This is a genomic window from Pantoea sp. X-Soil-YNGN-844 (assembly GCF_059730595.1).
Map to the genome: position 1 here is coordinate 1,714,821 of NZ_AP036007.1, position 24,750 is coordinate 1,739,570.

Below are 24,750 nucleotides of genomic sequence, written 5' to 3' on the forward strand. Positions count from 1 at the left end.
GGGCCCGGTTCCGCGAAGATTAATGCTCGAACATCGCCGAGATAGATTCTTCGTTACTGATGCGGCGAATCGCTTCGGCCAGCATGCCAGATAAGGTCAGTGTGCGCACATTCGGCAGTGACTTAATCTCGTCTGAAAGCGGGATGGTATCGCAGACGATGACCTGGTCGAGTACAGATTTACGCAGGTTTTCGACCGCATTGCCGGAGAAGATCGGATGCGTCGCGTAAGCAAACACGCGTTTGGCACCACGTTCTTTCAGCGCTTCAGCCGCTTTGCACAGCGTGCCGCCGGTGTCGATCATATCGTCGACCAGCACGCAGTCGCGGCCAGCAACGTCACCAATGATGTGCATCACCTGAGAAACGTTCGCGCGAGGGCGACGTTTATCGATGATAGCCATGTCGGTGTCGTTCAGCAGTTTAGCGATAGCACGGGCACGTACTACGCCACCAATATCGGGAGAAACAACAATCGGGTTTTCCAGACCGATCTGCATCATATCTTCCAGCAGGATCGGGCTGCCAAATACGTTATCAACCGGGACGTCGAAGAAGCCCTGGATCTGCTCGGCGTGCAGGTCAACCGTAAGAACACGGTCAACACCGACGCTGGAAAGGAAGTCTGCCACTACTTTAGCGGTAATAGGCACACGCGCGGAACGCACGCGGCGGTCCTGACGGGCATAACCAAAGTAGGGGATGACTGCGGTAATACGACCAGCAGAAGCACGACGCAGCGCGTCGACCATCACAACCAGTTCCATCAGATTATCGTTGGTGGGAGCACAGGTGGACTGGATGATGAAAATATCACCACCGCGTACATTTTCATTAATCTGTACGCTCACTTCACCATCACTGAAACGGCCTACAGCGGCGTCTCCCAGGCTGGTGTAAAGGCGGTTGGCAATACGTTGTGCTAGTTCCGGGGTGGCGTTACCAGCAAATAGCTTCATATCAGGCACGAGAAGAACCTCAGGCTTTGCGTCCAGAGAATGAACGGTATGACTGTAACCGGCGCGTACGGTCATAGTCGTTCACACGGGTGTGTTAATGCGAAACGTGCAGTGTCTGGAACGGGGTGACACTGTCACGCATTCGCTAATCGCCTCGCAGGGTACGCTGTAGCGGCGAAACGTTAACGCCCCGGGCTACAAATCCGCGTACCCCATTCGGGGCAAGCTCCAGCACCTGGCGGGCGGCGGACTCGGTGTCAAATTCAGCAAACACACAAGCGCCTGTGCCAGTCAGGCGTGACGGCGCGTATTCTAGCAGCCAGGAAACAAGCGCATCAACCTCACGAAAACGTTTTCTTACTACTGCTTCACAATCATTGGTGAAGGGTAAGGCTAAAAGCGTCGATAAACTGCGCGATGGCGTATCCCGCGTCAGCCCGGGGTCGTTGAATACCACAGGTGTGCTGATATTCACACCGGGATGGGCGACAAGATACCACTTTTCTTCCGGCGCTGCGGGCTGAAGTTGTTCACCCACGCCCTCTGCAAAGGCGGCAAAGCCATGCACAAAGACCGGTACATCCGCGCCCAGCTTCACGCCGATTGCCGCCAGCTCATCCGATGTGAAGCCGGTTTGCCACAGATGATTCAGCGCCACCAGCACGGTTGCCGCATCAGAAGAGCCGCCACCAATGCCGCCGCCCATAGGCAGCCTTTTCTCGATAGCAATCTGCGCGCCCGCGCGTGCGGGCAGGCGATGGTTATCCTGTGCCGCCTTCTTCAGCATGTTCGCGGCGCGCACAATCAGGTTGTCCGCATCTGCGACGCCCGGCACCGGCGTTAACAGCTGAATCGAATCGCTGTCATCGACGCTAATCTGCAGTTCATCACCGTAATCCAGAAACTGAAACAGCGTCTGCAGGTTGTGATAGCCGTCGGGACGACGGCCAGTGATATAGAGAAAAAGATTCAGTTTTGCCGGGGCAGGCCAGTGGGTGATCATTGAACGGTCCAGCCGTCCATACGCAGTTTAATCCGCTGGTCACCCTCTTTCAGCTCCAGGCTGGACGGCAGCGGCGGCGTAACCTTGCTGTCGTAGCCCGCAATCGAAACCTGCCAGTTCTGACCGTCGCGGCTGTAGTTGAGGCTGCTCAGCTGATAGCTATCATTGAGCTGATAATCCGTGGCATCGCCTGGCAGACCCATCATCCACTGACGCAGATTGGCCAGCGGAATGTTCATGCCGGTCAGCTGCGAGATCATTTTCTGCGCATCGTTGCTGACGTAGCGCTTGCCTTTATTATCGACGATCTGCACCACCGAGCCCTGTGCATCGAGCTGCAGTTCAGTGCTGCCAAGCGGATTGGTCAGCAGCAGGCGATAGCGATCGGGCGCGGTCTGCTGCCAGTTGAAGCGGGCATAGACTTTCTGTTTGTCAGAGAGGTAGGCAAAGGCGCCGCGGGTCTGGTAGTGCGTGACCTTTGAGACCGCCTGCTGATGCTGTTGCCACTGTGGCGCGGTAACGCTGGGGCCGGGACCTTGCGGTTTGTTGACGCTACAGGCCGCCAGCAGCACGCTGGCAAGGGGCAAAAGGCGCAACAGATTGCGTGGTGAATTAAGCATCAAGTGGTCATCTCCTCGGACACATTTATTATTCGTAACGGATAACGCTAACCGTCCCGGTTTTAACCGTCAATGCTGTTATGCAGCAAATTGAGCACGAACAGGTTAATCTTATTACAGTCATAGCCTTTGTATGGCTTTTCTTGATCTGCCGCATCTTGTAGAATGCGCCTCACAAAACCCTGACATTATTGGGACATCCCAACCAAAACCGCCATGACGCTGCTCGCTCTCGGAATCAACCACAAGACTGCCCCCATTGCTCTGCGCGAACGCGTTTCGTTCGGGCCGGAGACGCTTGAGCAGGCGCTGAACAGCCTGTTATCACAGCCAATGGTGCAGAGCGGCGTGGTGTTGTCCACCTGTAACCGGACGGAACTCTACCTGAGTGTAGAGCAGCAGGCCGATTTACAGGCGCGTCTGGTGAGCTGGTTATGCAATTATCATCAGCTGGATGAAGAGGATGTGCGTAACAGCCTCTACTGGCATCAGGATAATGAGGCGGTCAGCCACCTGATGCGCGTCGCCAGCGGACTCGATTCACTGGTGCTGGGCGAACCTCAGATCCTCGGTCAGGTAAAAAAAGCGTTTGCCGACTCCTCACGTGGTCATGCGCTGAGCAGTGAACTGGAACGCATGTTCCAGAAAACCTTCTCTGTCGCCAAACGCGTACGCACGGAAACCGATATCGGTGCCAATGCGGTCTCGGTGGCGTTTGCCGCCTGTACGCTGGCCCGTCAGATCTTCGAATCCCTCTCCTCCGTTAATGTGCTGCTGGTTGGCGCGGGTGAAACCATTGAGCTGGTGGCACGTCATCTGCGTGAACATCAGGTCAAAAATCTGATCATCGCGAACCGCACCCGCGAGCGTGCCGAAGCGCTGGCGTCGGAAGTGGGGGCAGAGGTGATTACGCTGGCGGAGATTGATGCCCGCCTGTCCGAAGCCGACATTATTATCTCCTCAACCTCCAGTCCGCTACCGATTATCGGCAAGGGGATGATGGAACGCGCGCTGAAAGCGCGACGTAACAAACCCATGCTGCTGGTCGATATTGCGGTGCCACGCGACGTGGAGCCGGAAGTCGGCGATCTGCCTAACGCCTATCTCTACAGCGTGGATGACCTGCAGGCGATCATCGAGCAGAATCTGGCGCAGCGCAAAGCGGCCGCGGTTCAGGCCGAAAGCATCGTAGTTCAGGAAAGCAGCGAGTTCATGGCGTGGCTGCGCTCACAGGGCGCGGTGAATACCATCCGTGAATATCGTTCTCAGGCGGAGGATATCCGTGCTGAGCTGGAAGGCCGTGCGCTGCAGGCGCTGCAGCAGGGTGCCGATCCGCAGAAAGTCATGCAGGAACTGGCGCACAAGCTGACCAACCGTTTAATACACGCTCCAACCAAATCACTTCAGCAGGCCGCGCGCGACGGCGATAATGAACGCCTGCAGATTTTACGCGACAGCCTGGGTCTCGATTAGGCGCACCGCTGTCGCCACCTGTTTACGGGAATCCCACATTTAAATGAAAACCTCTATAGTTGCCAAACTGGAAGCCCTGCAGGAGCGCCACGAAGAAGTGGAAGCGATGCTGGGCGATGCTGGCGTGATCGCCGATCAGGAGCGTTTCCGTGCGCTGTCACGCGAATATGCTCAACTGACCGATGTGACCCGTTGCTTCCGCGACTGGCAGCAGGTTCAGGACGATATCGAAACGGCGCAGCAGATGCTCGACGATCCTGAAATGCGTGATATGGCGCAGGAAGAGTTGCAGGTAGCGCGTGAGAAGAGTGACGTGCTGGAGCAGCAGCTGCAGGTTCTCTTACTGCCGAAAGATCCCGACGATGAGCGCGCCTGTTTTATTGAAGTGCGCGCCGGAACGGGCGGTGATGAAGCCGCGATCTTCGCCGGCGATCTGTTCCGCATGTACAGCCGCTATGCCGAAGCGCGTCGCTGGCGGGTGGAGATCGTCAGCGCCAACGAAGGTGAGCATGGCGGTTACAAAGAAGTGATTGCCCGCGTCACCGGCGACGGTGCCTATGGCCGCATGAAGTTCGAATCAGGTGGACACCGCGTACAGCGTGTGCCGGAGACCGAATCCCAGGGCCGCATTCATACCTCAGCCTGCACCGTTGCCGTGATGCCGGAAATTCCGGAAGCGGAGCTGCCGGAAATCAACGCTGGTGACCTGAAGATCGATACCTTTCGCTCATCCGGCGCAGGCGGTCAGCACGTTAACACCACCGACTCTGCGATCCGTATTACCCACCTGCCAACCGGCATTGTGGTGGAGTGTCAGGACGAACGTTCACAGCATAAAAACAAAGCCAAAGCGCTGGCGGTGCTGGGTTCCCGTATTCACGCGGCAGAGATGGCCCGCCGTCACGCAGCCGAAGCCAGTACTCGCCGCAACCTGCTGGGCAGCGGCGATCGTTCTGACCGTAACCGTACCTATAACTTCCCGCAGGGCCGCGTGACTGACCATCGCATCAACCTGACGATCTACCGTCTGGATGAAGTGATGGAAGGCAAACTCGACAGCCTGATTGAGCCAATTGTGCAGGAGTACCAGGCGGATCAGCTGGCGGCACTGGCTGGTCAGGATTAATGGATATTCGTCACTGGCTGAAACAGGCTGTCGCCACGCTGTGCGGGGGTGACAGTCCGAAGCGTGACGCAGAGATCCTGTTAGGTTTCGTGACCGGCAAATCGCGCAGCTGGTTAATTGCCTTCGATGAAACGATGCTCAGCGATGTGCAACTCGCACAGCTGGATAACCTGCTGGCGCGTCGCGCCCGGGGTGAACCGGTGGCGCATCTGGTAGGCGAACGCGAGTTCTGGTCGCTGCCGTTACGTGTCAGTGACGCCACGCTGATCCCGCGCCCGGATACCGAACTGCTGGTTGAGCAGGCGCTGGCGCATCTGCCCGCGACTCCCTCGACCATTCTGGATATGGGCACCGGCACCGGGGCGATTGCGCTGGCGCTGGCCAGCGAGCGGCCCGACTGTCAGGTGACCGGCGTGGATCGCATTGAAGCCGCCGTTGAGCTGGCAGGCAGCAATGCAGAACAGCTCAACCTCACTAATACCACCTTTCTGCTCAGTCACTGGTTTCAGGCGCTGACGCCGCAGCACTTTACGCTCATCGTCAGCAATCCACCCTATATTGATGCCAGCGACACCCATCTGGACCAGGGCGACGTGCGTTTCGAACCGCGCAGCGCGCTGGTGGCGGATGAAGCGGGACTGGCCGATCTGCGCACGCTGATTGAGCAGGCGCCCGCTTGGCTGCTGCCGGGTGGCTGGCTGCTGCTGGAACATGGCTGGCAGCAGGGTGAGGCAGTGGCCACGCTGATGCGGAATAATGGCTATCACGCCGTTGAAACCGTCAGGGATTACGGCGGTAATCCGCGTGTGACGCTGGGTCAGTTCCCTTCATAAAAGCGCTTTGAAAAGGATTCATGATGTTTGCTTTTTATCCCCTGATTAAAAATCTGCATATCTTAACGGTCGTGCTGACCGTGACGCTGTTCCTGCTGCGGTTTTACTGGCTGCGCCGTGGTTCGGCGATGATGACAAAACGCTGGGTCCGTATTCTGCCGCACGTTAATGACACCCTGTTACTGGTGACCGGCGTCCTGCTGGTGGTGATTACCCACTTCTATCCCTTCACGCCGCAAGGAAGCTGGCTGACGGAGAAGCTTTTAGCGGTTATCATCTACATCGCCTTAGGATTTGTGGCATTGAGTCGCCGTCCACGCACTGATCGCACCCGCTGGATCGCTTTTCTGGTGGCGTTAATCGCCCTGGTGACCATCATTACGCTGGCGCTGACCAAAATGCCGTTATGGGGATAGCATGACCTCGACCGAACAATTAGATTTCAGCCAGACACCGCTGTGTGAAGCGGTGATTGGTGCCACGCTTGCCATCCGCGCCGATTTCCCGGCGGTATCGGTGGAAGCGCAGCTTGCGGCGTTAGTCGCCGAAGCACGTGACTATGTCAGCGACATCGAAGATGCTGACATGCAGCTGGAAAAGCTGCTGGAGTTGTTCTATCGCCAGTGGGGATTTTGCGGCGCCAGCGGCGTCTACAAACTTTCTGATGCGCTCTGGATCGACAATGTCTTAAAGACCCGTCAGGGCACCGCCGTGTCACTGGGCGTGATTCTGCTGCACATCGCCGCCGAGCTGGAACTGCCGCTGATGCCGGTGATCTTCCCGACGCAGCTGATTCTGCGCGCCGACTGGATTGATGGCGACAAGTGGATGATCAACCCGTTCAATGGTGAAACCCTTGACCGGCATACGCTGGAAGTGTGGCTGAAAGGCAATATCAGCCCCACCGCGCGTCTGTATGACGATGATCTCGACGAAGCCAAAACCGTCACCGTGATGCGCAAGATGCTCGACACGCTGAAAGCGGCGTTGATGGAAGAGCAGAAGATGGAGCTGGCGCTGAACGTCAGTCAGGTGCTGTTGCGTATCGATCCGGATGATCCCTATGAAATCCGCGATCGCGGTTTGATCTACGCGCAGCTGGAGTGCGAACATATCGCCCTGAGTGATTTAAACTATTTCGTTGAGCAGTGTCCTGAAGACCCGGTCAGCGAAATGATTAAAGTTCAGATTCACGCAATCGAACAAAAACAGGTCACGCTGCACTAAGCGGACCCACTGAAAAGGAAAGGGCATGACACAGAAAGTCGTGAGTATTGGCGATATCAACGTTGCAAACGATCTGCCATTTGTACTGTTTGGCGGGATGAACGTGCTGGAGTCGCGCGATCTGGCGATGCGCATCTGCGAGCACTATGTCACTGTGACAAATAAACTCGGTATTCCTTACGTGTTTAAGGCGTCCTTTGATAAAGCGAACCGCTCCTCAATTCACTCTTACCGTGGCCCAGGCCTTGAAGAGGGGATGAAGATTTTCCAGGAGCTGAAGCAGACATTTGGCGTGAAGATTATCACTGATGTCCATGAAGCGGCACAGGCGCAGCCCGTCTCTGAAGTGGTGGATGTGATCCAGCTGCCGGCCTTCCTGGCGCGTCAGACTGATCTGGTGGAAGCGATGGCGAAAACTGGTGCGGTCATCAACGTGAAGAAGCCACAGTTCGTCAGCCCGGGTCAGATGGGCAACATCGTGGATAAGTTCGCGGAAGGCGGCAACGAGCAGGTTATCCTGTGCGATCGCGGCAGCAACTTTGGCTATGACAATCTGGTCGTCGACATGCTCGGCTTTAACGTGATGAAGAAAGTCACCAAAAACAGCCCGGTAATTTTCGACGTGACCCATGCGCTGCAGACGCGCGATCCGTTTGGCGCAGCATCCGGCGGTCGTCGTGCGCAGGTGGCAGAGCTGGCGCGTGCCGGTATGGCGGTCGGCATTGCCGGTCTGTTTATCGAAGCGCACCCGGATCCGGAGCACGCCCTGTGTGACGGCCCATCCGCGCTGCCGCTGGATAAGCTGGAGCCGTTCCTGGTGCAGATGAAAGCGATTGACGATCTGGTGAAGAGCTTCCCGGAACTCGATACCAGCAAGTAAGTTTGCTGCAAAAAAAGAGCGATTAATCGCTCTTTTTTTTCGCCTGAACTCCGGTGACGTTACAGCATGATGGTCATCAGATAGCCAATAAACAGCGCCAGATGCGCAGCACCGTTCAGAACATTGGTGCGGCCGGTTGAGAAGGAGATCTGACAGAGGATCAGCGATGCCATCATAATCACCATCTGCGGCGGCTCCAGCCCGAATATCAGCTCCTGTCCGGTCAGCGTGGCGATAATGGTCACCGCAGGCACCGTCAGGGAGATGGTCGCCAGCACCGAACCAAAGAACAGGTTCATGGCACGCTGCACCTGATTCATCAGCACGGCCTTAATCGCGCCCAGGCCTTCAGGGGAGAGGATCAGCAGGGCCACCAGGAAACCGGTGAACTGTGCCGGTGCATTCATCTCCGTCAGCAGGGTTTCCAGCGTGTTGGCGTTCATTTTGGTCACGGCAATCACCGCAATCAGATGCACAATCAGCCAGACGGTGTGCCAGACGCTGCTATGCGCCGACGGCTTACCATGGTGCGGATCACCATCATCGCTATCATCTTCATGCTCATAGACAAACAGGCTCTGATGCGTTTTGGTCTGAATCAGCAGGAAAACGCCATACATCGCCGCGGAAATCGCCGCAATCAGCAGCGCCTGAGTCACCGAGAAATTTCCGCCCGGCAGCGCGTTGGGAAACACCAGTACCAGAATCGCCAGCGGGAAGATAGCGATGAGATATTGCTTTACGCCCGCCAGATTAACGTACTGCGTCGCAAATTTGTTACCGCCCAGCAGCAGCGCAAAACCCACCAGCCCGCCGGTCACAATCATCACTATCGAATAAAGCGTATCGCGCATCAGCCCGGGTGCGGCATCGCCGGTCGCCATCAGCGCGGAGATCAGGCTCACTTCCAGAATCACCACCGACAGACTCAGGATCAGCGAGCCATAAGGCTCACCCAGTCGGTGGGCCAGGACGTCAGCGTGACGCACAACGCTGAATGCGCTGCTCAGAATGGCAACCAGCGCCAGTAAGTTAATACCGACTACGACCGGAAATGAGGTATTTGCACCAAAAAAATAGAGTATACCCAGCGTGATAATGGGAAATATCAGCGAGAATTCCTTGTGACGTGTTTTTTCATGTGAAGGCATTCACCATCCTCTCTGGTTAATGATTATCCGGACGCAGCGGATGCTGCTGTTAGAAATATAATCAGTTTTAAGGCAGGGCGCAGTTTATCTTTTCACCGGCCCGGGCGGGAAAAATTTACTGCTTTTTACTTAAATGCAATAAAGTGCCGAAGGGGTATTAACCTGACATTATCTCAAATATTGCAATAGTAATCAGTCTACAACAATTATGACTTATGCACCTATCTGGTCTCATTCTGCCGGAAAATCGGCTTATCATTATGATTTGCAGGGTCAGCATCTGATTTTTCATCTGAAGCGCTAATAAGTCGATGTTTGTATTTTTGCTGTCCTGCGCCAGGCTTAGTATGAATCCATAAACTGAGGAGCCGTTATGCCTTACGCTAACCGAGCCGACTTACCTGACAATGTAAAACATGTGCTTCCTGCGCACGCGCAGGATATCTATCAGCAGGCCTTTAACAGCGCATGGGATCAGTATAAAGAGGCTGAAGATCGCCGCGGCGATGACTCACGGGAAGAGGTCGCGCATAAAGTCGCCTGGGCCGCCGTGAAGAAAGAGTACGAAAAAGGCGATGATGATAAGTGGCACCCTAAACGTTAACCCGGCGGCTAGCCGGTTTGCGGTAAAGGGCCAGGAGTATCTGGTCCTTTTTTTCATCTGCGCTATCAGGTTTATCTGGTTTTTTTTAACCTGCGACCGGAATCACGCTTGAAACCCCGCGCGTAAATAGATTAATGTCAATTTGATGATCGAAACGCAGTGCCGTTTTGGCGTCATGTTACAGGAGCCATTCTGCAGGACGCTGTTGAAGTTGAGGAGGTCGCATTGCTTACCCGGGAATTTCTGTTAAAAGCGGATTGTAAGACGTCATTCGGGGATATCGATGAGACGCTGCTCTGGAGTTGCGAGCAGCGTGCGGCTTCGCTGGCAGCCACGCTGGCCTGCCGTCCCGATCACAGCCCGGTCTGGATCTTTGGTTACGGTTCGCTGATGTGGAACCCGATTTTTGAGGCAGACGAAGTCGCATCTGGTTCGCTGGAAGGCTGGCATCGCGCTTTCTGTCTGCGGCTGATTGCCGGACGTGGCACCGCAACGCATCCTGGCCGCATGCTGGCGCTGAAGCAGGGTGGCCGCACGACGGGACTGGCATTTCGTCTGCCGGAAGCGCGGTTACATGAAGAGCTGGCGCTGCTGTGGAAGCGGGAGATGATCACCGGCTGTTATTTACCGACATGGTGTGAGTTACAGCTGGAGGATGGCCGCAGCGTTACTGCGCTGACCTTTATTATGGACCCGCGCCATCCGCTCTATGAATCGGACTCCTGCCCGGAGGCGATTGCGCCTTTAATTGCCGCCGCCAGCGGCCCGCTGGGCTCGAATGCGCAGTATCTGTTTGCGCTGGAAGAAGAACTGACCCGGCGCGGCATGGAAGAAGAGAGTCTGAGCCGGCTGGCGCATCAGGTGCGGACGCTGCAGCAATCCTGCCTCAGGCAGGCCTGAGCAGGGTCTGCCGCAAAGAAAAGGGCGCGACAATGTCGCGCCCTTTTACGATCGATCCGGAGATTAGTTACCCGGATTAATCAGCCAGGTGCCGGGCTTATCGATCGTCAGGGATTGCGTGTGCATCTCACTGCCATTTTTAACGTCAATTTTATACTGTCCTGCCGCCAGATTCAGCGCGGCAAAGCCGCTGCTGCCGGGTTTAACCTCAACCGGCTGTCCATTCAGCACCACGCTTTCACCGCTTTCCAGCTTAAGATAAACCGTTGCCAGTGCAGCAGGCACGGCGGCTGGCGGCGGAGCTGATGCGGGTGCCTGCGTCGCGGCTGCCGGGTTGTTAACGACATCCGGCGTGGGACTGTGGCGATTAGACAGCCAGACGGTGACGACCACGGCCAGAAGCGCCACGGCAGCCAGCCCCAGTAAGCCTGGCGACAGCCGCCGCACCGTGCGCGGCGTTACCGGCTCCGCTGACGCCGCAGCGTGATTCATCGCCATCACCACCGGCGGAGCCGCTTCAACCGGCTCCTCGACGGGCAGCACAGGCGGCTCGCCCGGTACCGGGAAGCTGTTTACCACGGCTTCCACATCACTGACCGGCAGATCAATCAGCGCCGCAAAGGCGTCAATCGTTTGCGGACGATCGCCGGGTTTCATGGCCAGCGCGCAGTCAATGGCATGCAGCAGCGGCAGCGAGTAGCCTTCTGGCTGACGTTCCACCAGCGGCTGATAATTATCTTCAATACAGCGCACTACACTGACTGGCGGTGGATTACCGGTGATCAGGCTGTGCAGCACCGCGCCCAGCGCGTAGATATCGGTCCATGGACCCTGTTCGACTTCGCCTTCTTCGCTGTACTGCTCAATCGGTGCAAAACCCGGTTTAAGCATGATTTCGGTTTCGTCAGAGAGGTTGCCAATCTCTTTACGCGCCGAGCCGAAATCCAGCAGCACCGGCAGCTGGTTTTCCTGAATCTGGATATTGTCGAGCGAGATGTCGCGATGCAGATAGCCGGCCTGATGGATGGTGCTGATAGCTCCCAGCAGCGGCGGCAGCAGGCGACGGATCCAGGCTTCAGAGATCGAGGCCGGGCTGGTCAGTTGCCACTCTTTCAGCGTCATTCCGCTGTAGTAAAGCGTGCCCATATAGGCGGTGCCGTTCTGCTCCCAGAAGCGCAGCACGTGCAGCAGACCGGGATGATTGAAGCGGGCCAGCAGACGCGCTTCCTGAATAAAGCTGGTCAGCCCGGCATTAAACAGCTTCTGGAAACGTTCACCGCGCAGCTCAAGCGTTAAGTCGGCGGCACGGACAGCCAGCGACACGGGCATATACTCTTTAATGGCAATAGTACGTTCAAGCTGGTGATCCCACGCGCGATAGACGATGCCGAAGCCGCCGCCTCCGATCACTTCCTTGATCTCAAACTCATTGAAACGGTATCCGTCAGGCAGGGCATTCGGAACGGTTTTCGGATTATCATTTGCCGACATAGTGAACTCTCTGTACACGGCCTGCTCGCCAGGCTGCGCGGTAATTAATTGATGTTACGCCAGGCACCAATGGCAGGATCAACCAGATCCGCGTGCAGGGTGTCGATGAGTAACACATTCACTTTTTGCTGTGGCATGAAATAGGGCGCCCACTGGCTGCGCAACGTATCAACTCGCGATTTCACAGCGTCAGCATCCTGCTGCGCAGCATTCTTATCCATCTTTATTAACAGCGCACCATTGAAGCGCCAGACATGCTGCCGGGCATCAAAGGGCAGCACCAGCCAGCTATCCGGCGTATCCGGGTGTGTCACAATCATGCGCTGATTATTCGCGGCAATGACTTCCAGCTTGCTGTCCGGAATGGTCAGATTGGTGATGGGGTAACCCTGATAAAAGGTGACCGCAACCGGCGTCGGGTGATCCGCCGTCGCCAGCGTCAGTTCACTTTTGCCTTCTGCCCAGCCGTCAGGCGAGCACTGCTGCTTGCTGACATCCGGAACAAACAGGGTCTGCGCATTCTCATCCCAGGCGGTGCGGAAATGGCAGCCGCTGGGGAGATCAAAATGTTGCAGCGGCGTGCTGTTGGCGGGCCGTGACAGGTCGAGCGGGGCGGCATTGCTGTCACTGGCGCTGGCGGTTGCATCCGCCATCACAATCGGCCGCCAGTTCTGCAACTTGCTGGCGCTGCCGCTGGCCAGGACGCCACCCTCTTTGTTGGTCATCTGCCACGGCAGTTCGTCCAGTAAGCCGCACTGATTCGCGAGCAGGGTGCCCACGCGCGGTAAAAAGGTGGTCAGCACGGCCGAATCCTTGCTTTTGCCAGAGACGATACGCAGCGGCAGCGTCTCTTTACACCAGTCGTCAGGCGCTTTACTCACCACATTATCGATATAAACCTCCAGCGCCAGGCTGGGGGAGTAGACCACACGATAATTTTCAGCCTGGGCGTTAAAGGCAATCAGCAGAGTGATGATGCCGGGCAACCACAGTTTCATAAGGATCCTTGGAATCAAAAACGAGGCGGCAGAAAGCGCGCCGAATCAGCCAGTGAATAGAGCAGTGTTGCCTCCTCCGGCTCACCAATCCAGACCGCCAGTGCGCTGAGATTATCTTTCTTAACGTTGCGGCTTACCGCCTGTTCCATCAGAGCCAGCCACTCTTCGCAGGCATTCACCATGCGCAGCGCCTGTTCCATTTCACTACTGTTCAGATTCAGCCAGAAGCCATCGGTGCAGACCAGAAAAGCGTCCCCATCCTCCAGCGCAATCTCCTGAGAAAAGCTGACTAAGCGAGGCGGCTCAGCGCCGAGCGCATTATAGAGTAAATTACTGTTAATGCCGGTATTTTCATAGCCCGCTTCTTTCAGCTGCTGGGCCAGACTGTGGTCCCGGGTCACCTCGTGAAGCACGCCCCGCCGGAAGTGGTAAACCCGGCTGTCACCGGCATGCGCCCACCATGCACGCTGTTTCTGGCGGTCGATAAACAGGGCTGCCAGCGTGGTGCTCATGCGGGAATATTTCGGATTTTTACCCTGTGCCTCATGCAGCGCTAAGCGGCACTGTTCGATCGCCTGGTGGGTGATTTCCGGCGTAAAGTCGGTGTTCGCCTCTATCTGGCTCAGCAGCGTGTCGCGCACCAGCTGTGCCGCCATCTCGCCGCCGGGCAGCCCGGCCACGCCATCGCAGACCACAAAACAGGCTTTTCGCTCATCCAGCCCGGCACCGGTGCGATCCTGATTCTCATCGCGTAGCCCCTGCTGGCAGCGGCTGGCAAAAACGATTTTCATGCGTCGTCCACCCGCGTCTGAGAATCTTTATACTGATTCACTTCCATGTCATAGGCATGAAGGAAAGCTTCGCCAAACAGCGTATGGAAATCATCTTCTATCTCACCGGCCGTACGCTGGTAATTCCGCATGAAGTAGTCCCACAACGCCGCTTTCTTCGCGGTGGAAAACGGCAGTTTTGACACCAGGCCATCGGCGCGCGCCTGCTCCTCCAGTCGCTGCGGATTAAAAGATTGCAGCATCGCCGCGATAATGGCGCGAATGCCGGCAATCATGCCCAGCTGGTGGGCCTGCAGATCGACCAGCGCATCCCGCACTGCCTGCTCCGGCGGCATAAAGCCGGGCATCTGGCTCTGATACATCTGCATCAGCACGGTTTTGCCGGAGGGCAGGATCTTGAACGGGTTGTTGGCCTCATTCAGAATCATGGTCATGTCCGCTTTCACGCCCCGTTTGAGAATGGAACGTGATGAGAGCAGCGCCACGGTGCCCTGAGAAAAGAGGCTCAGCATCCGGCCGGTAATGCGCATCTGCTCTTCGTCAACCGGCGTGGCGTGACCGTTGCTCAGCCCCATGCCGTCCAGCAGGGCGGTGATGAGCCGATCCTGATCCACCGGCTGTGCCGCCAGCGCCCGGCGCGGCTCACTGGCCTGCGGATCGATCGCCAGCCGCGCATCACTGTGACGCTCGTGACGTGAAGGCGGCACGTCGTTGACCAGCAGCCGATCCTCAACCTCATGATGTTCGTGAATGCCCAAAGGATTCGCGGGCTGGGCGCTGTCACCGGCAAACAGCGCCAGGGGATCGCTCTGCGCGTTCTGGCAGGCGGGATCGCGCACTTCCAGCGCATAATCACCGATGCGCAATGCGTCGCCGTGCTTCAGCAGCACCTGCATGCCGCGACCCAGCGTAATGCCGTTATGTTCGACCGGCGTGACGCTGCCCTGGTTGGTCAGACGGCACTCGCCGTCATGCGACAGGTGAACCAGCGCCTGCAGGCGCGAAATAGCCCGCGTCTCATCCGGCAGCACCAGATCGTTATCCTGACTGCGGCCAATGGTGCCGCCAGGCGGTTGAAACGCGACGCTTCTGACCGGAACATCCGTAGTGCATTGCACGATGGTAAATTGCATGAGTTATCCCAGATTGAACGGCAAACGCATCCGGCCTCACTCGAACATCGGAGGATAGAGGCCATTACGTCCCGGCTGTGCACCTGCCGCCGGGTTAAACAGTAACGAAAACAGTTGCGCCGTGAGGTTGCCGCTGTGCTTGTGGGTCGCATGGGCAAAACCATCACTGCGATTACTCCACCAGTAGCTCATATGCTGCTGAGGGTCGAAACGTTCGGCCACTTCACGCCAGCTCAGCGTGCAGGGCAGATCCTGAAAACCGATCACATCCATAATCTCAGAGGGCTTGCGGGCGGGCACCAGCAGCGGCGGCAGCGCCTGTATCTGCTGCTCTAACTGCTCGCCGTCCAGCGGCGTCTGAACCGCCCGTAACAGGGTTGCGCCCAGATCCTGAAACCAGTCACCGGAGATGGTCAGCTGAGCCGGATGCCACTGTGCCAGCGGAAAGCTGTGCAGTGCCAGTAGCGGCCAGGCGCGCCCGACGCGGTCACAGGAGGGCAGCAGACAGCCCATCTGTACGTGTGGCCGGGTCGCGGTCACCGGCAGGACAAAGTTCCATACCGGCGCGTGAAGAAAGTTCGCGCTGTATGACCAGGCCTGCTGATGCCAGTGCATTAATCCCTGCTGAAACCAGTGATTCCACGGGCTAATCTGTTGCTCACTCAGACGACGGTGCAGAAAGTCACCGGTCGACGGCAGCTTGCCGTACCAGCCGGGGGCGGTGTAAGCAGCCATGTTCACCTCACCATTACTCGCTTTGCGAGTGTGATCGCGCGGCCGGGTGCAGCGGTGCTGCCGCCAGCACGCTGCCCGCCTGGCCCGCGATTTTAAGATTGTCTGCCAGCTTGCGCATCATCAGTGCATTGTCACGCGCATAAGGCGATGACTGAATCTGCTGATCCAGCAGCTGGCTCAGGTGCCAGTCGAGCTGCTGCAGATCGCGGGCACTGACCGTATCGGGCAGCGAGCGCTGTAAGTTTTGCAGCAGCCAGGCCCGTAAAAATTCGCCATCGTAATTGCGCGGCTGATAGAGCATCTGATAGGCGCGCAGCGCATTGCGGCTGTAGGCGTTATCATCACCCGGATCGTTGCGCAGAATGTTAGTGATCTGCTGCGCCACGCGCGGCAGCAGCAAAGACTTAAGCGCATTTTGATAAAGCACCCAGGCGGCGTCGCTGACCTGACTGCCGCGATATAAGCCAGCCCGCATAGTAAGCGGTGGATTATCGAGAGAAAAACGTTCCGACAGCGGCAGCTTCACCAGGTTGTTCAGAAAGGGTAGCAGATCAAAAATATTATCAGCAGGCTGATGAATCACCTGCTGACTCTGCTCACGAATGGCCGGCACCCGTGCGGCCACCTGCTGCAGATAGTGCTGATTCTGGTAGTAGCTGATACTCCACAGGCTGGAGGCAATCAGCAGCGCGCCTGCCAGCACGCCGTAGCCAATCCAGTGGAACAGCTGATTGCGATACTCCCAGCGGCGATTACTGCCCGCCAGTCCGCTCTCTTTAAAGATCAGATCGCTCAGCAGGTCACGAATAAAGAAGCTCTGGCCTTTGTTGCCGGGAATCGGACTGTTGCGATTAACGCTGTCCCAGGCGGCAATCGAATGTTCGCCCGCCTGACGTAACTGCAGTTTGCGGCTCAGTTCACCCATCACCCGATCAAACGGCAGGCCTTCCTGCGTGCCGCTGGTAAAGAAGAGGCCGCGCGGGCTCCAGGCAACGGCATCCTGATGATCAGAAAAGACGATATCGAGATACTCGTTCAGCAGCGGGCGCAGTGAGGCGAACTCCTGCGGGAAGAGGAAGCATTCAGCGCGCTCATTCAGATCGCGCTCCTGGGTCATCTGCTCCGCCAGCTGCTGCTGTAGCTGCTCTTCCAGCCGCTGGAACTGCTGGCCAAAATGACGATGCCAGTCATCTTTGTGCGGCTTGCCCGTCTCACGGTTAAACGTAAAGCCCCAGATAGCGTCACGCCGCGCTTTATCGATGTTGCCAAAGTAGCTCATGAAGCCTTTCAGCAAATCGGTTTTGGTGACCATCACATAGACCGGGAAGTGAATCCCCGTCTGCTGATGCAGTTCCGCCATGCGCTCGCGCAGCGCGCTGGCCTGGGCAAAACGCGCTTCGGCGGAATCGCTCAGCAGATCGGCCACGCTGATCGTCATGATGACACCGTTAATCGGCTGGCGGGTGCGATAGCGTTTCAGCAGATTGATAAAACTGTGCCACTCCGCGGCATCGCGCACACGCTGGCTCTCCTGCAGCGCATAACGCCCCGCGGTATCAATCAGCACTGCGCTGTCGGTAAACCACCAGTCGCAGTTGCGGGTGCCGCCGACGCCACGAATCGCCTGTTTACCCAGCGTATCGGTCAGCGGGAAATCGAGGCCCGCATTAAACAGCGCAGTGGTTTTACCCGCACCGGGCGCACCCATCACCAGATACCAGGGCAGCTGGTAGAGATAATTGGCATTAAAGCGCGCAAGCAGATTGCCGCTGTGACGCCGGCCAAACTGGGTGCGTTTTAGCTGCATCGCTGCTTCGCTGAAGCGCTGATTAAGCCGCTCTTCAGTCATCTGACGCTCCGCCGGATCGTCGTTGCCCGCCAGCTGAAGCTGGGTGAGTAAGCGGCTGTTAAACCAGGCACGATAAAGTGACGGGATCAGCTGGAACAGGATCCAGAGAAAATAGAGAGCGCTCACGGTGAGCTGGCGAGGCAGCACCGGTTCCAGGGGACGCGACTCGTTCCATGTCCAGAACGGCCCCAGCATCCAGACCAGACAGCTCAGCGCCGTGACGCCAATAAAGCTCCACAGCAGGCGATGCGTTAACAGCAGGCGAAGGGAAGCGCGCATTATTGTGCTCCTTGATGATTACTGAGCGTTTCAGGCGCGGCAAACAGGGTGATCTCAACGCGGCGGTTGCGGGTCCGGTTTTCGCTGCTGTCGTTGGGCAGCAGCGGGTCGCTGTCACCACGGCCTTCAGAGCGTACCGTATGACCGTCCTCCAGCTGCAGCTGCAACAGCTGGGTGATGGCACGGGCGCGAGCGAATGAGAACTCGTAGCTGGAGGCAAAACGGCTGTTATCCACCGGATGATCGTCGGTAAACACGGACACCAGAATGGTGCCTTTGACATCTTTCATCGCGGTTGAGACGCGGGCCAGCAGCGCGCGGCCCACCGGGTTAATCACCGTGCCTTGCTCGGCAAACAGTTTGTCAGCGGGAATAATCACTTTACTGCCAAAGGCACCATCGCTGACTTCGAGCTGTCCGGCAGCGATCACATCGTTCAGTCGCTGACGCAGATCGAGCAGCGCCTGCGGAGAAGAGGGACGGCGGCCCGCAGTAATCTGCGGCAGCGGAGTCTGATAGATGGTGCGCAGCAGCGGTTCGGCAGCGTTGCCGAGCCGCCAGTTCAGGCCGCTGTAGATCAGGCAGCCGATGAGGGCGACCAGCATGGCGCAGGCCCAGAGCGGCACCATCGGGCGGGCGAGGGTACTGACCAGCGGATGCACCTCGACCAGCGGGGGTTGCGGCGTCTGGCGCTGGGCGCGCGTCTCGTCAATCAGGCTTTTCAGGCGCTTACGGATACCGTCGCACTGGGCGCGGCCATTTTCACTGCCGCGATAGCGGCCTTCATAGCCCAGCAGCAGGCAATATTGCACCACTTCCAGCAGCCAGAGATGTTGTTGCGGGCTTTGTGAAATGCGTGACAGCAGCTGAAAGAATTTCTCGCCGCCCCAGCTTTCATTGTGAAAGGTCACCAGCATGCCGTTGCCCGACCAGACGCCACGCGTGCCCCAGGGGGTTTGCGCTGCGGCTTCGTCCAGCGCGCTGCAGATGCAGTAACGCGCGCCGATAATCATCTCAAACGGCAGCCCTGCCTGTTTACAGCGTTGTTCAAACTGGCGGATTTCATCGATCAGAGACTGGCGCAGACCCGCAGGGTCGTCATGGGTGGCTGCCCGACGAATCTGCACCACCGCATTCAGCAGTGGCGCCGCAGCCTGAAGTAATAGATTCTCATTGCCTGAGGGGGTTGCCTCACGCGCAGGGGATTCCACAGTCATTAATTCGTGATCTTCCAGCCAATGGCAAATCCCTGTACCCGCAGCACAGGACGGTGCTGCGGGCAATATGCGCCGGATTTCATATTCAGTCTAAGATCCAGGTCGCGGTATCGTTAGTCCGACAGGCTTTACTCGCGCCGCCGACGGCCACACAGACCTGTTTCGCTTTCCGCGGACGGGGACGATCGCTCTGCAGCGTGGCATCGTAACGACTGCTCTCTACGCCCGCTTTTAACGGTACATAACCAATTAACGGGCCATCAGCCTGGTCAGCAATTGCCAGCCAGCTGTGTTCCACATTACCTAATACTTCAAACGGTTTACCCGTTTCGAGATAGCGAACGACTTTGCCGCCGTAATCTGGCGAGGTCATAACTGAGGCACCATAGAGTGCCCGCCAGGTCTGATTGACCGGCTCAAATTCAGTCGGTGCCGCGACAGCGTGTCGATGGACCAGTTTGACGCCGTTAATTTCGCTGGTGACCAGCGTATCGTCAGTGACGGGCGGCGGCGGGGCCTTACAGCCTGCCAGGGTAAGCACCGCCAGCAGCGTTAACGCAAGACTCTTTTTCACCATGTTCCTCGTGATCTCATCAAAGTATCTGCATATTGCCAGGCCCGATGCAGGAGGCGCTGTTTTTCGCGCCGCATCGTGCCGAAAGTCTGTTTTTCAAAAAAAGTTCAGATTACATCAGGATAGTTACGCGTTTAGTCTACCTAAGACTTTTGAGAATTCAAACCATTGCACCCACTGGCGATGCGTGATAGCAGGTGCTTTCGGGGCGGGCTGCGACATAAGAAAAGCGCCAGACAATGTGATAGTTAAAGCGAACTGTATTATCGCAGTGACAAACTGGTTGAGAACAGTGCCGCGCATTCTGACATGCAATGGATCCGATTGGAAACTATTAAGCCTTTCTAATCGTTCGTTACCGATAAAATTTATCTCTTCACCCAAAGAATCTTATCAAAATCAGAATTTACGCGCCGGATATGCCCGCCTTTTTTCCGGAAAGCGGCACGCCTTTTGCTTCAGAAAAGTTTTAACGGCGGAGAGGTGAACCATGGATGCCCTGATCTGGCTGCAGGCATCGCGTGACAGCGATATTGCCAGCCTGCAACGGCTGCTTAAGACCGGCGAACTGATGGCTGCCGTCAGTGAGCTGGTTCATCGGCTGCAGCGGGAACGTGGCGCAAACAATCTCTGGATCTGCTCCGGTGGCACGCTGTTCAGCGCCGAGCGTCACGCCCGCCAGCAGGAGGTCAGCGCTGGCGTGCACCATTTTTATCAGGCCCTGCCGCCCGCCACCGCACAACCTGGTTTCAGTCGTTTCTGCAACCTGATTGCGGCTGCCCTGCAGGCGCTGGCGGGATTACCGCTGCTGCGTCAGCAAATCAGCCAGCATGAGCGGGATCAGGCTGCGGCGATGGCGGCATTTAATCAGGTTATCCGCACCTTACTTAATCTGGTTTTCGAGGCAGCCGACACCGCCAGCGATCCCGATATCTCGCGTGCACTGATCGCGCTGTTCAGTTTTATGCAGGGCAAAGAGCTGGCAGGACAGGAGCGGGCGATCGGCTCAGCCGGCTTTGCGGCGCGGCAGTTCACGCCTGAGCAGCGCAGCCAGATGGTGGCGCTGATTGCGGCTCAGGAGCAGAGCTTTACCACCTTTCGGGAGTTTGCGGACAGCGCCGCCTGTGAAAGCTGGCAGCCATTGTCTCAGGCCAGCCGGGATATCGAACGGCTGCGGCGCATCGCCTGCACCGGTAGCCAGTATGATGAAACCGGCGCGCTGGAGTGGTTTTCCCTGCTCTCCGAGCGTCTGGACCAGATGAAAACGCTGGAGGATGCCCTGACGGCCACGCTGATGCAGCGCTGTCGTGAGGCGATTGAGCAGGCGCAGCAACAGGCGGCATCGCCGGTCGTGCAGGGTGACAGCAACTTCTCGCTCTACGTCTGCGGAGCTGACTGGCTGCCCGGCGCGTCAACACTTAGCAGTGACGGGCTGGCCCCGCAGCTCGGGCGCTCGGTGCTGTCGCTGATTGGTGAACAGTCGCAGCGCCTGCAGCGGCAGGCGGATGAGCTGGCATCGATGCGCGCTTCACTCGACGAGCGACGGGTAATCGATCAGGCCAAACACTGGCTGATGCAGCAACAGGGATTCACCGAAGAGGCAGCCTGGCAGGCGCTGCGCAAAAGTGCGATGAATCAGAATAAGCGCGTACTGGAGATCGCGCAGGCGGTACTGGCAGTCGCGAAAACCCTGAACAACTAACCCGGACGAGGTAGCTGCACAACCTTTGTGCGTGATGTGCGTCAGAAACGTGCAAAAAAGGTTAATTATTCAGCAGTGCATCAACGCGCGTCGGCTTTAACGCGACTTCAGCGATCTGGCACACCCTTTGCTTTAACCTTACAGAGAGTACGCATTGCTCCCGCCAATGGCGGTGGGGTCAGTGCTTTGGATAAAGGCGTCCATCCGCAGGCTTAGGCTTGTCGGAGGACGCCTTTTTTTATTTCTGTTCAGGGGCAACATGATGAGCAAAACGCCATTTTCACTGACACGACGTCAGGCGCTGATCTCCGGTGCAGCGCTGAGTGCGGCCTGGATCGTGCCGGGATTACGAAATGCAGTCTGGGCAGCAGGCTCCGATGCGCCAGAAAAGGCGCAGGTGCGGGTCGGCTTTATCCCGCTCACCGACTGCGCACCGGTCGTCATGGCATCGGTAAAAGGCTTCGACAAAAAGTATGGCCTGACATTGCAGGTCAGCAAAGAGGCGAGCTGGGCGGCGGTGCGCGACAAGCTGACCTCCGGCGAGCTGGATGCGGCCCATGTGCTTTACGGCATGATCTACGCGCTGCAGCTTGGCGTAGCGGGGCCGCAGCACGACATGGCGAACCTGATGACGCTCAATCACAACGGGCAGGCCATTACCCTGTCGAACCAGCTGAAAGCCAGTGGCGTTACCGATGCGGCCAGCCTGAAAAAAGCCGTTGATAGCCGCCCCAAAGGCAGCCTGACTTTCGCCCACACCTTTCCCACCAGTACGCACGCCATGTGGCTCTACTACTGGCTGGCTAATGCCGGCATTCATCCGTTTGACGATGTGCGCACCGTGGTCGTGCCGCCGCCGCAGATGGTGATGAACATGAAGATTGGCAACATGAGCGGCTACTGCGTCGGCGAGCCGTGGAACCAGCGTGCCATCAGCGACAACATCGGTTTTACCGCTGCGACCAGCCAGCAGATATGGCCTGAGCATCCGGAAAAGGTGCTGGGCACCCGTGCACAGTGGGTGAAAGAGAATCCCAATACGGCCCGCGCGCTGACTGCCGCGGTGCTGGAGGCGGCGCGCTGGATTGATGCTTCAGACGATAACCGCCGTGAAACCGCGCAGGTGTTAGCCGGTCGCGCCTGGATCAACACCAAAGTGGAGACGCTGCAGGGGCGGATGCTCGGCCAGTACGAGAACGGGCTGGGACAGTCGTGGCAGGACGCGCATCCGATGCGCTTCTTCGACAACGGCAACGTTAGTTTTCCGTGGCTCTCGGATGGCATGTGGTTCCTGACCCAGATGAAACGCTGGGGACTGCTCACCAGCGATCCCGATTACCTCGCCGTGGCCCGCCAGATCAACCGCATCGACATCTATAAACAGGCCGCCAGCGCCGTCGGGCAGATTGCCTTGCCCGCCAGTGAGATGCGCAGCAGCACCCTGATCGACGGCAAAGTCTGGGATGGCAGCAATCCTGCCGCCTACGCCGCCAGTTTCGCTATCAAACGTTAAGAGAGGTCGTTATGAAAACTGACGCGCGCGCGCTGGCACAGCCAGTGCAAACCCCCGGCAGTGCCACCGTTATTCCGTTACAGGTCACCCCCAAAGCCGCCGTTCGTCCGGCGCGGCTGCGTCCGTTTTTGCAGCGCTGCATACCGGCTGCAGGCGGCCTGCTGCTGATGCTGCTGGTGTGGCAGATCGCCGCCCTGTCCGAACCCTCGTTTCCTTCGCCTTATGCGACCTGGCAGGCCGCGCAGGTGCTGTTCGCTGACCCGTTCTACAGCAATGGCCCCAACGATCAGGGCATCGGCTGGAACGTGCTGGCCTCGCTGCAGCGCGTCGCCATCGGCTTCGGCCTGGCTGCGCTGGTGGGCATTCCGGCCGGTTTTCTGCTGGGGCGTTTCACCTTTATGGCGCGCATGTTTAATCCGATTATTGCCTTACTGCGTCCGGTCAGTCCGCTGGCCTGGCTGCCGATTGGACTGCTGCTGTTTCAGCGCGCCGAACCGGCCGCCAGCTGGACCATTTTCATCTGTTCCATCTGGCCGATGATCATCAATACCGCTGAAGGGGTGCAGCGCATCCCGCAGGACTACCTCAACGTGGCGCGGGTGTTACAGCTCTCGGAATGGACGGTGATGCGCCGGATTCTGCTGCCCGCCGTGCTGCCTGCGGTGCTCACCGGAGTGCGTCTCTCTATCGGCATCGCGTGGCTGGTGATTGTGGCCGCCGAAATGCTGACGGGCGGGCTGGGCATTGGCTTCTGGATCTGGAACGAGTGGAACAACCTCAACGTGGCAAACATTCTGATTGCCATCCTGATTATCGGCGTCGTCGGGCTGCTGCTGGAGCAGGGTCTGATGCTGCTGGCGCGTCGTTTCAGCTGGGAAAAATAAGGAGAACATTATGCAGCAACACATTATTCGCGTTCAGCAGGTGAGTCAGCGTTTTAACACCGCCAGCGGCGAGTTTCTGGCGCTGGACAACGTCAGCTTTGATATCCACGAAGGCGAAACCCTGAGCCTGATTGGCCACTCCGGCTGCGGCAAATCGACGCTGCTCAACCTGATTGCCGGATTAACCCGTCCCAGCAGCGGCGTGCTGCTGTGTGATAACCGCGAAATCACCGGACCTGGCCCGGAACGTGCGGTGGTGTTTCAGAACCATTCGCTGCTGCCGTGGCTGACGGCGTTTCAGAACGTCGAACTGGCGGTGCAGCAGGTGTTTAAAGGGCGCTTCAGCAAAGCGGAGATGCGCGACTGGATCGAACACAACCTTAATCGGGTGCAGATGAGCCACGCCATGCACAAGCGGCCTGGCGAAATTTCCGGCGGCATGAAGCAGCGCGTCGGCATTGCCCGGGCGCTGGCGATGAAGCCGCGCGTGCTGCTGCTGGATGAGCCATTTGGCGCGCTGGATGCCTTAACCCGCGCTCACCTGCAGGACAGTGTGATGCGCATCCAGCAGGAGCTGAACACCACCATTGTGCTGATCACCCATGACGTGGATGAAGCGGTGCTGCTCTCCGATCGGGTGTTGATGATGACCAACGGCCCGGCGGCGCAGGTCGGCGAAATACTTACGGTCGACCTGCCGCGTCCGCGGTCGCGGGTCGCGCTGGCGGATGAGCCGCGCTACCACCAGCTGCGCCAGAAAGTGCTGCATTTCCTCTATGAAAAACAGACCACGGCAGCCTAAGGAACAC

24 protein-coding genes are annotated in these 24,750 nt (G+C 57.8%); 12 read left to right on the top strand and 12 right to left on the bottom strand.

Annotated elements, in window-relative coordinates; translation table 11 throughout:
- Positions 1–19 precede the first annotated feature (19 nt).
- From prs to lolB, 3 genes are all read right to left on the bottom strand, one after another.
- Positions 20–967 (bottom strand): ribose-phosphate diphosphokinase, encoded by a 948-nt coding sequence (gene prs, locus AC6I8C_RS07965; RefSeq protein WP_003850825.1) that lies wholly within the window; start codon positions 965–967, stop codon positions 20–22.
- A 136-nt stretch (positions 968–1,103) separates the two neighbouring features.
- Positions 1,104–1,961 (bottom strand): 4-(cytidine 5'-diphospho)-2-C-methyl-D-erythritol kinase, encoded by an 858-nt coding sequence (gene ispE / locus AC6I8C_RS07970; RefSeq protein ID WP_497822112.1) that lies wholly within the window; start codon positions 1,959–1,961, stop codon positions 1,104–1,106.
- On the bottom strand, positions 1,958–2,581 hold the full coding sequence (lolB, locus tag AC6I8C_RS07975) for a lipoprotein insertase outer membrane protein LolB (protein WP_150015460.1): 624 nt from the start codon (positions 2,579–2,581) through the stop codon (positions 1,958–1,960). Before lolB ends, ispE begins: the two co-directional genes overlap by 4 nt.
- A gap of 216 nt (positions 2,582–2,797) precedes the next feature.
- Here lolB and hemA point away from each other — a divergent pair, with 216 nt between their 5' ends.
- Genes hemA through kdsA form a run of 6 tightly spaced genes read left to right on the top strand, consistent with a single transcriptional unit; the run spans position 2,798 to position 8,120 of the window.
- The gene (hemA, locus tag AC6I8C_RS07980; RefSeq protein WP_497822113.1) at positions 2,798–4,054 is read left to right on the top strand and encodes a glutamyl-tRNA reductase; all 1,257 of its coding nucleotides are present in this window, start codon (positions 2,798–2,800) and stop codon (positions 4,052–4,054) included.
- Positions 4,055–4,097: 43 nt separating this feature from the next.
- Positions 4,098–5,180 (top strand): peptide chain release factor 1, encoded by a 1,083-nt coding sequence (gene prfA / locus AC6I8C_RS07985; RefSeq protein ID WP_497822114.1) that lies wholly within the window; start codon positions 4,098–4,100, stop codon positions 5,178–5,180.
- The gene (gene prmC / locus AC6I8C_RS07990) at positions 5,180–6,013 is read left to right on the top strand and encodes a peptide chain release factor N(5)-glutamine methyltransferase (protein WP_497822115.1); all 834 of its coding nucleotides are present in this window, start codon (positions 5,180–5,182) and stop codon (positions 6,011–6,013) included. The genes prfA and prmC overlap by 1 nt, the downstream gene beginning before the upstream one ends.
- A 23-nt stretch (positions 6,014–6,036) precedes the next feature.
- A complete protein-coding gene (locus AC6I8C_RS07995; RefSeq protein ID WP_013357622.1) occupies positions 6,037–6,429 on the top strand; it encodes a SirB2 family protein in 393 nt (130 codons plus the stop codon).
- A 1-nt stretch (position 6,430) separates the two neighbouring features.
- On the top strand, positions 6,431–7,240 hold the full coding sequence (sirB1, locus tag AC6I8C_RS08000; RefSeq protein ID WP_033732389.1) for an invasion regulator SirB1: 810 nt from the start codon (positions 6,431–6,433) through the stop codon (positions 7,238–7,240).
- Positions 7,241–7,265: 25 nt separating this feature from the next.
- Positions 7,266–8,120: a 3-deoxy-8-phosphooctulonate synthase gene (gene kdsA / locus AC6I8C_RS08005; RefSeq protein ID WP_033732390.1), complete on the top strand. Its 855-nt coding sequence runs from the start codon at positions 7,266–7,268 to the stop codon at positions 8,118–8,120.
- 59 nt (positions 8,121–8,179) lie between these two features.
- Here kdsA and chaA read toward each other — a convergent pair whose 3' ends face one another.
- Positions 8,180–9,271: a sodium-potassium/proton antiporter ChaA gene (gene chaA, locus AC6I8C_RS08010; protein WP_497822116.1), complete on the bottom strand. Its 1,092-nt coding sequence runs from the start codon at positions 9,269–9,271 to the stop codon at positions 8,180–8,182.
- A gap of 373 nt (positions 9,272–9,644) precedes the next feature.
- On the opposite strand from chaA, the gene chaB reads away from it, so the two are divergent.
- Positions 9,645–9,875, top strand: coding sequence for a putative cation transport regulator ChaB (chaB, locus tag AC6I8C_RS08015; RefSeq protein ID WP_135909083.1), 231 nt, complete (start codon positions 9,645–9,647; stop codon positions 9,873–9,875).
- Between the two features lie 225 nt (positions 9,876–10,100).
- Positions 10,101–10,775, top strand: coding sequence for a gamma-glutamylcyclotransferase (locus AC6I8C_RS08020; RefSeq protein ID WP_167493432.1), 675 nt, complete (start codon positions 10,101–10,103; stop codon positions 10,773–10,775).
- A 63-nt stretch (positions 10,776–10,838) separates the two neighbouring features.
- Here the strand turns inward: AC6I8C_RS08020 and AC6I8C_RS08025 are convergent, their stop codons facing one another.
- The 8 genes from AC6I8C_RS08025 to AC6I8C_RS08060 all read right to left on the bottom strand — a co-directional run bounded on the left by AC6I8C_RS08025 (position 10,839) and on the right by AC6I8C_RS08060 (position 19,845).
- Positions 10,839–12,266 carry a serine/threonine protein kinase gene (locus AC6I8C_RS08025; RefSeq protein ID WP_497822117.1) on the bottom strand — a complete coding sequence of 476 codons (1,428 nt, stop codon included), beginning with the start codon at positions 12,264–12,266 and terminating at the stop codon, positions 10,839–10,841.
- A 44-nt stretch (positions 12,267–12,310) separates the two neighbouring features.
- Positions 12,311–13,264, bottom strand: coding sequence for a hypothetical protein (locus AC6I8C_RS08030; RefSeq protein WP_497822118.1), 954 nt, complete (start codon positions 13,262–13,264; stop codon positions 12,311–12,313).
- Positions 13,265–13,278: 14 nt separating this feature from the next.
- On the bottom strand, positions 13,279–14,055 hold the full coding sequence (locus AC6I8C_RS08035) for a PP2C family protein-serine/threonine phosphatase (protein ID WP_497822119.1): 777 nt from the start codon (positions 14,053–14,055) through the stop codon (positions 13,279–13,281).
- The gene (gene tagH / locus AC6I8C_RS08040) at positions 14,052–15,188 is read right to left on the bottom strand and encodes a type VI secretion system-associated FHA domain protein TagH (protein ID WP_497822120.1); all 1,137 of its coding nucleotides are present in this window, start codon (positions 15,186–15,188) and stop codon (positions 14,052–14,054) included. Before tagH ends, AC6I8C_RS08035 begins: the two co-directional genes overlap by 4 nt.
- 36 nt (positions 15,189–15,224) lie before the next feature.
- Complete coding sequence (gene tagF, locus AC6I8C_RS08045; RefSeq protein WP_013357633.1) at positions 15,225–15,923, bottom strand: type VI secretion system-associated protein TagF; 699 nt, start codon at positions 15,921–15,923, stop codon at positions 15,225–15,227.
- A 13-nt stretch (positions 15,924–15,936) separates the two neighbouring features.
- Positions 15,937–18,051: a type VI secretion system membrane subunit TssM gene (gene tssM, locus AC6I8C_RS08050; RefSeq protein ID WP_497822121.1), complete on the bottom strand. Its 2,115-nt coding sequence runs from the start codon at positions 18,049–18,051 to the stop codon at positions 15,937–15,939.
- Positions 18,051–19,268 carry a type IVB secretion system protein IcmH/DotU gene (gene icmH, locus AC6I8C_RS08055; RefSeq protein ID WP_135909072.1) on the bottom strand — a complete coding sequence of 406 codons (1,218 nt, stop codon included), beginning with the start codon at positions 19,266–19,268 and terminating at the stop codon, positions 18,051–18,053. The genes tssM and icmH overlap by 1 nt, the downstream gene beginning before the upstream one ends.
- A gap of 85 nt (positions 19,269–19,353) precedes the next feature.
- Positions 19,354–19,845: a hypothetical protein gene (locus AC6I8C_RS08060; RefSeq protein WP_013357636.1), complete on the bottom strand. Its 492-nt coding sequence runs from the start codon at positions 19,843–19,845 to the stop codon at positions 19,354–19,356.
- A gap of 487 nt (positions 19,846–20,332) precedes the next feature.
- On the opposite strand from AC6I8C_RS08060, the gene AC6I8C_RS08065 reads away from it, so the two are divergent.
- The 4 genes from AC6I8C_RS08065 to AC6I8C_RS08080 all read left to right on the top strand — a co-directional run bounded on the left by AC6I8C_RS08065 (position 20,333) and on the right by AC6I8C_RS08080 (position 24,743).
- Positions 20,333–21,544: a nitrate- and nitrite sensing domain-containing protein gene (locus AC6I8C_RS08065; RefSeq protein ID WP_497822122.1), complete on the top strand. Its 1,212-nt coding sequence runs from the start codon at positions 20,333–20,335 to the stop codon at positions 21,542–21,544.
- 262 nt (positions 21,545–21,806) lie between these two features.
- On the top strand, positions 21,807–23,057 hold the full coding sequence (locus tag AC6I8C_RS08070; protein ID WP_497823320.1) for a CmpA/NrtA family ABC transporter substrate-binding protein: 1,251 nt from the start codon (positions 21,807–21,809) through the stop codon (positions 23,055–23,057).
- Positions 23,058–23,068: 11 nt separating this feature from the next.
- On the top strand, positions 23,069–23,941 hold the full coding sequence (ntrB, locus tag AC6I8C_RS08075) for a nitrate ABC transporter permease (protein WP_283545570.1): 873 nt from the start codon (positions 23,069–23,071) through the stop codon (positions 23,939–23,941).
- A gap of 10 nt (positions 23,942–23,951) precedes the next feature.
- The gene (locus tag AC6I8C_RS08080; RefSeq protein ID WP_003853115.1) at positions 23,952–24,743 is read left to right on the top strand and encodes an ABC transporter ATP-binding protein; all 792 of its coding nucleotides are present in this window, start codon (positions 23,952–23,954) and stop codon (positions 24,741–24,743) included.
- Positions 24,744–24,750 lie beyond the last annotated feature (7 nt).

Coding starts and splice junctions, on each gene's coding strand:
- AC6I8C_RS08080 (WP_003853115.1), top strand. CDS start 23,952: ATGCAGCAACACATTATTCGCGTTCAGCAGGTGAGTCAGCGTTTTAAC.
- tagF (WP_013357633.1), bottom strand. CDS start 15,923: ATGGCTGCTTACACCGCCCCCGGCTGGTACGGCAAGCTGCCGTCGACC.
- icmH (WP_135909072.1), bottom strand. CDS start 19,268: ATGACTGTGGAATCCCCTGCGCGTGAGGCAACCCCCTCAGGCAATGAG.
- kdsA (WP_033732390.1), top strand. CDS start 7,266: ATGACACAGAAAGTCGTGAGTATTGGCGATATCAACGTTGCAAACGAT.
- AC6I8C_RS08035 (WP_497822119.1), bottom strand. CDS start 14,055: ATGAAAATCGTTTTTGCCAGCCGCTGCCAGCAGGGGCTACGCGATGAG.
- prmC (WP_497822115.1), top strand. CDS start 5,180: ATGGATATTCGTCACTGGCTGAAACAGGCTGTCGCCACGCTGTGCGGG.
- AC6I8C_RS08030 (WP_497822118.1), bottom strand. CDS start 13,264: ATGAAACTGTGGTTGCCCGGCATCATCACTCTGCTGATTGCCTTTAAC.
- AC6I8C_RS08060 (WP_013357636.1), bottom strand. CDS start 19,845: ATGGTGAAAAAGAGTCTTGCGTTAACGCTGCTGGCGGTGCTTACCCTG.
- lolB (WP_150015460.1), bottom strand. CDS start 2,581: ATGCTTAATTCACCACGCAATCTGTTGCGCCTTTTGCCCCTTGCCAGC.
- ntrB (WP_283545570.1), top strand. CDS start 23,069: ATGAAAACTGACGCGCGCGCGCTGGCACAGCCAGTGCAAACCCCCGGC.
- AC6I8C_RS08025 (WP_497822117.1), bottom strand. CDS start 12,266: ATGTCGGCAAATGATAATCCGAAAACCGTTCCGAATGCCCTGCCTGAC.
- chaA (WP_497822116.1), bottom strand. CDS start 9,271: ATGCCTTCACATGAAAAAACACGTCACAAGGAATTCTCGCTGATATTT.
- tagH (WP_497822120.1), bottom strand. CDS start 15,188: ATGCAATTTACCATCGTGCAATGCACTACGGATGTTCCGGTCAGAAGC.
- prfA (WP_497822114.1), top strand. CDS start 4,098: ATGAAAACCTCTATAGTTGCCAAACTGGAAGCCCTGCAGGAGCGCCAC.
- AC6I8C_RS08070 (WP_497823320.1), top strand. CDS start 21,807: ATGAGCAAAACGCCATTTTCACTGACACGACGTCAGGCGCTGATCTCC.
- chaB (WP_135909083.1), top strand. CDS start 9,645: ATGCCTTACGCTAACCGAGCCGACTTACCTGACAATGTAAAACATGTG.
- AC6I8C_RS08065 (WP_497822122.1), top strand. CDS start 20,333: ATGGATGCCCTGATCTGGCTGCAGGCATCGCGTGACAGCGATATTGCC.
- hemA (WP_497822113.1), top strand. CDS start 2,798: ATGACGCTGCTCGCTCTCGGAATCAACCACAAGACTGCCCCCATTGCT.
- sirB1 (WP_033732389.1), top strand. CDS start 6,431: ATGACCTCGACCGAACAATTAGATTTCAGCCAGACACCGCTGTGTGAA.
- ispE (WP_497822112.1), bottom strand. CDS start 1,961: ATGATCACCCACTGGCCTGCCCCGGCAAAACTGAATCTTTTTCTCTAT.
- tssM (WP_497822121.1), bottom strand. CDS start 18,051: ATGCGCGCTTCCCTTCGCCTGCTGTTAACGCATCGCCTGCTGTGGAGC.
- AC6I8C_RS07995 (WP_013357622.1), top strand. CDS start 6,037: ATGTTTGCTTTTTATCCCCTGATTAAAAATCTGCATATCTTAACGGTC.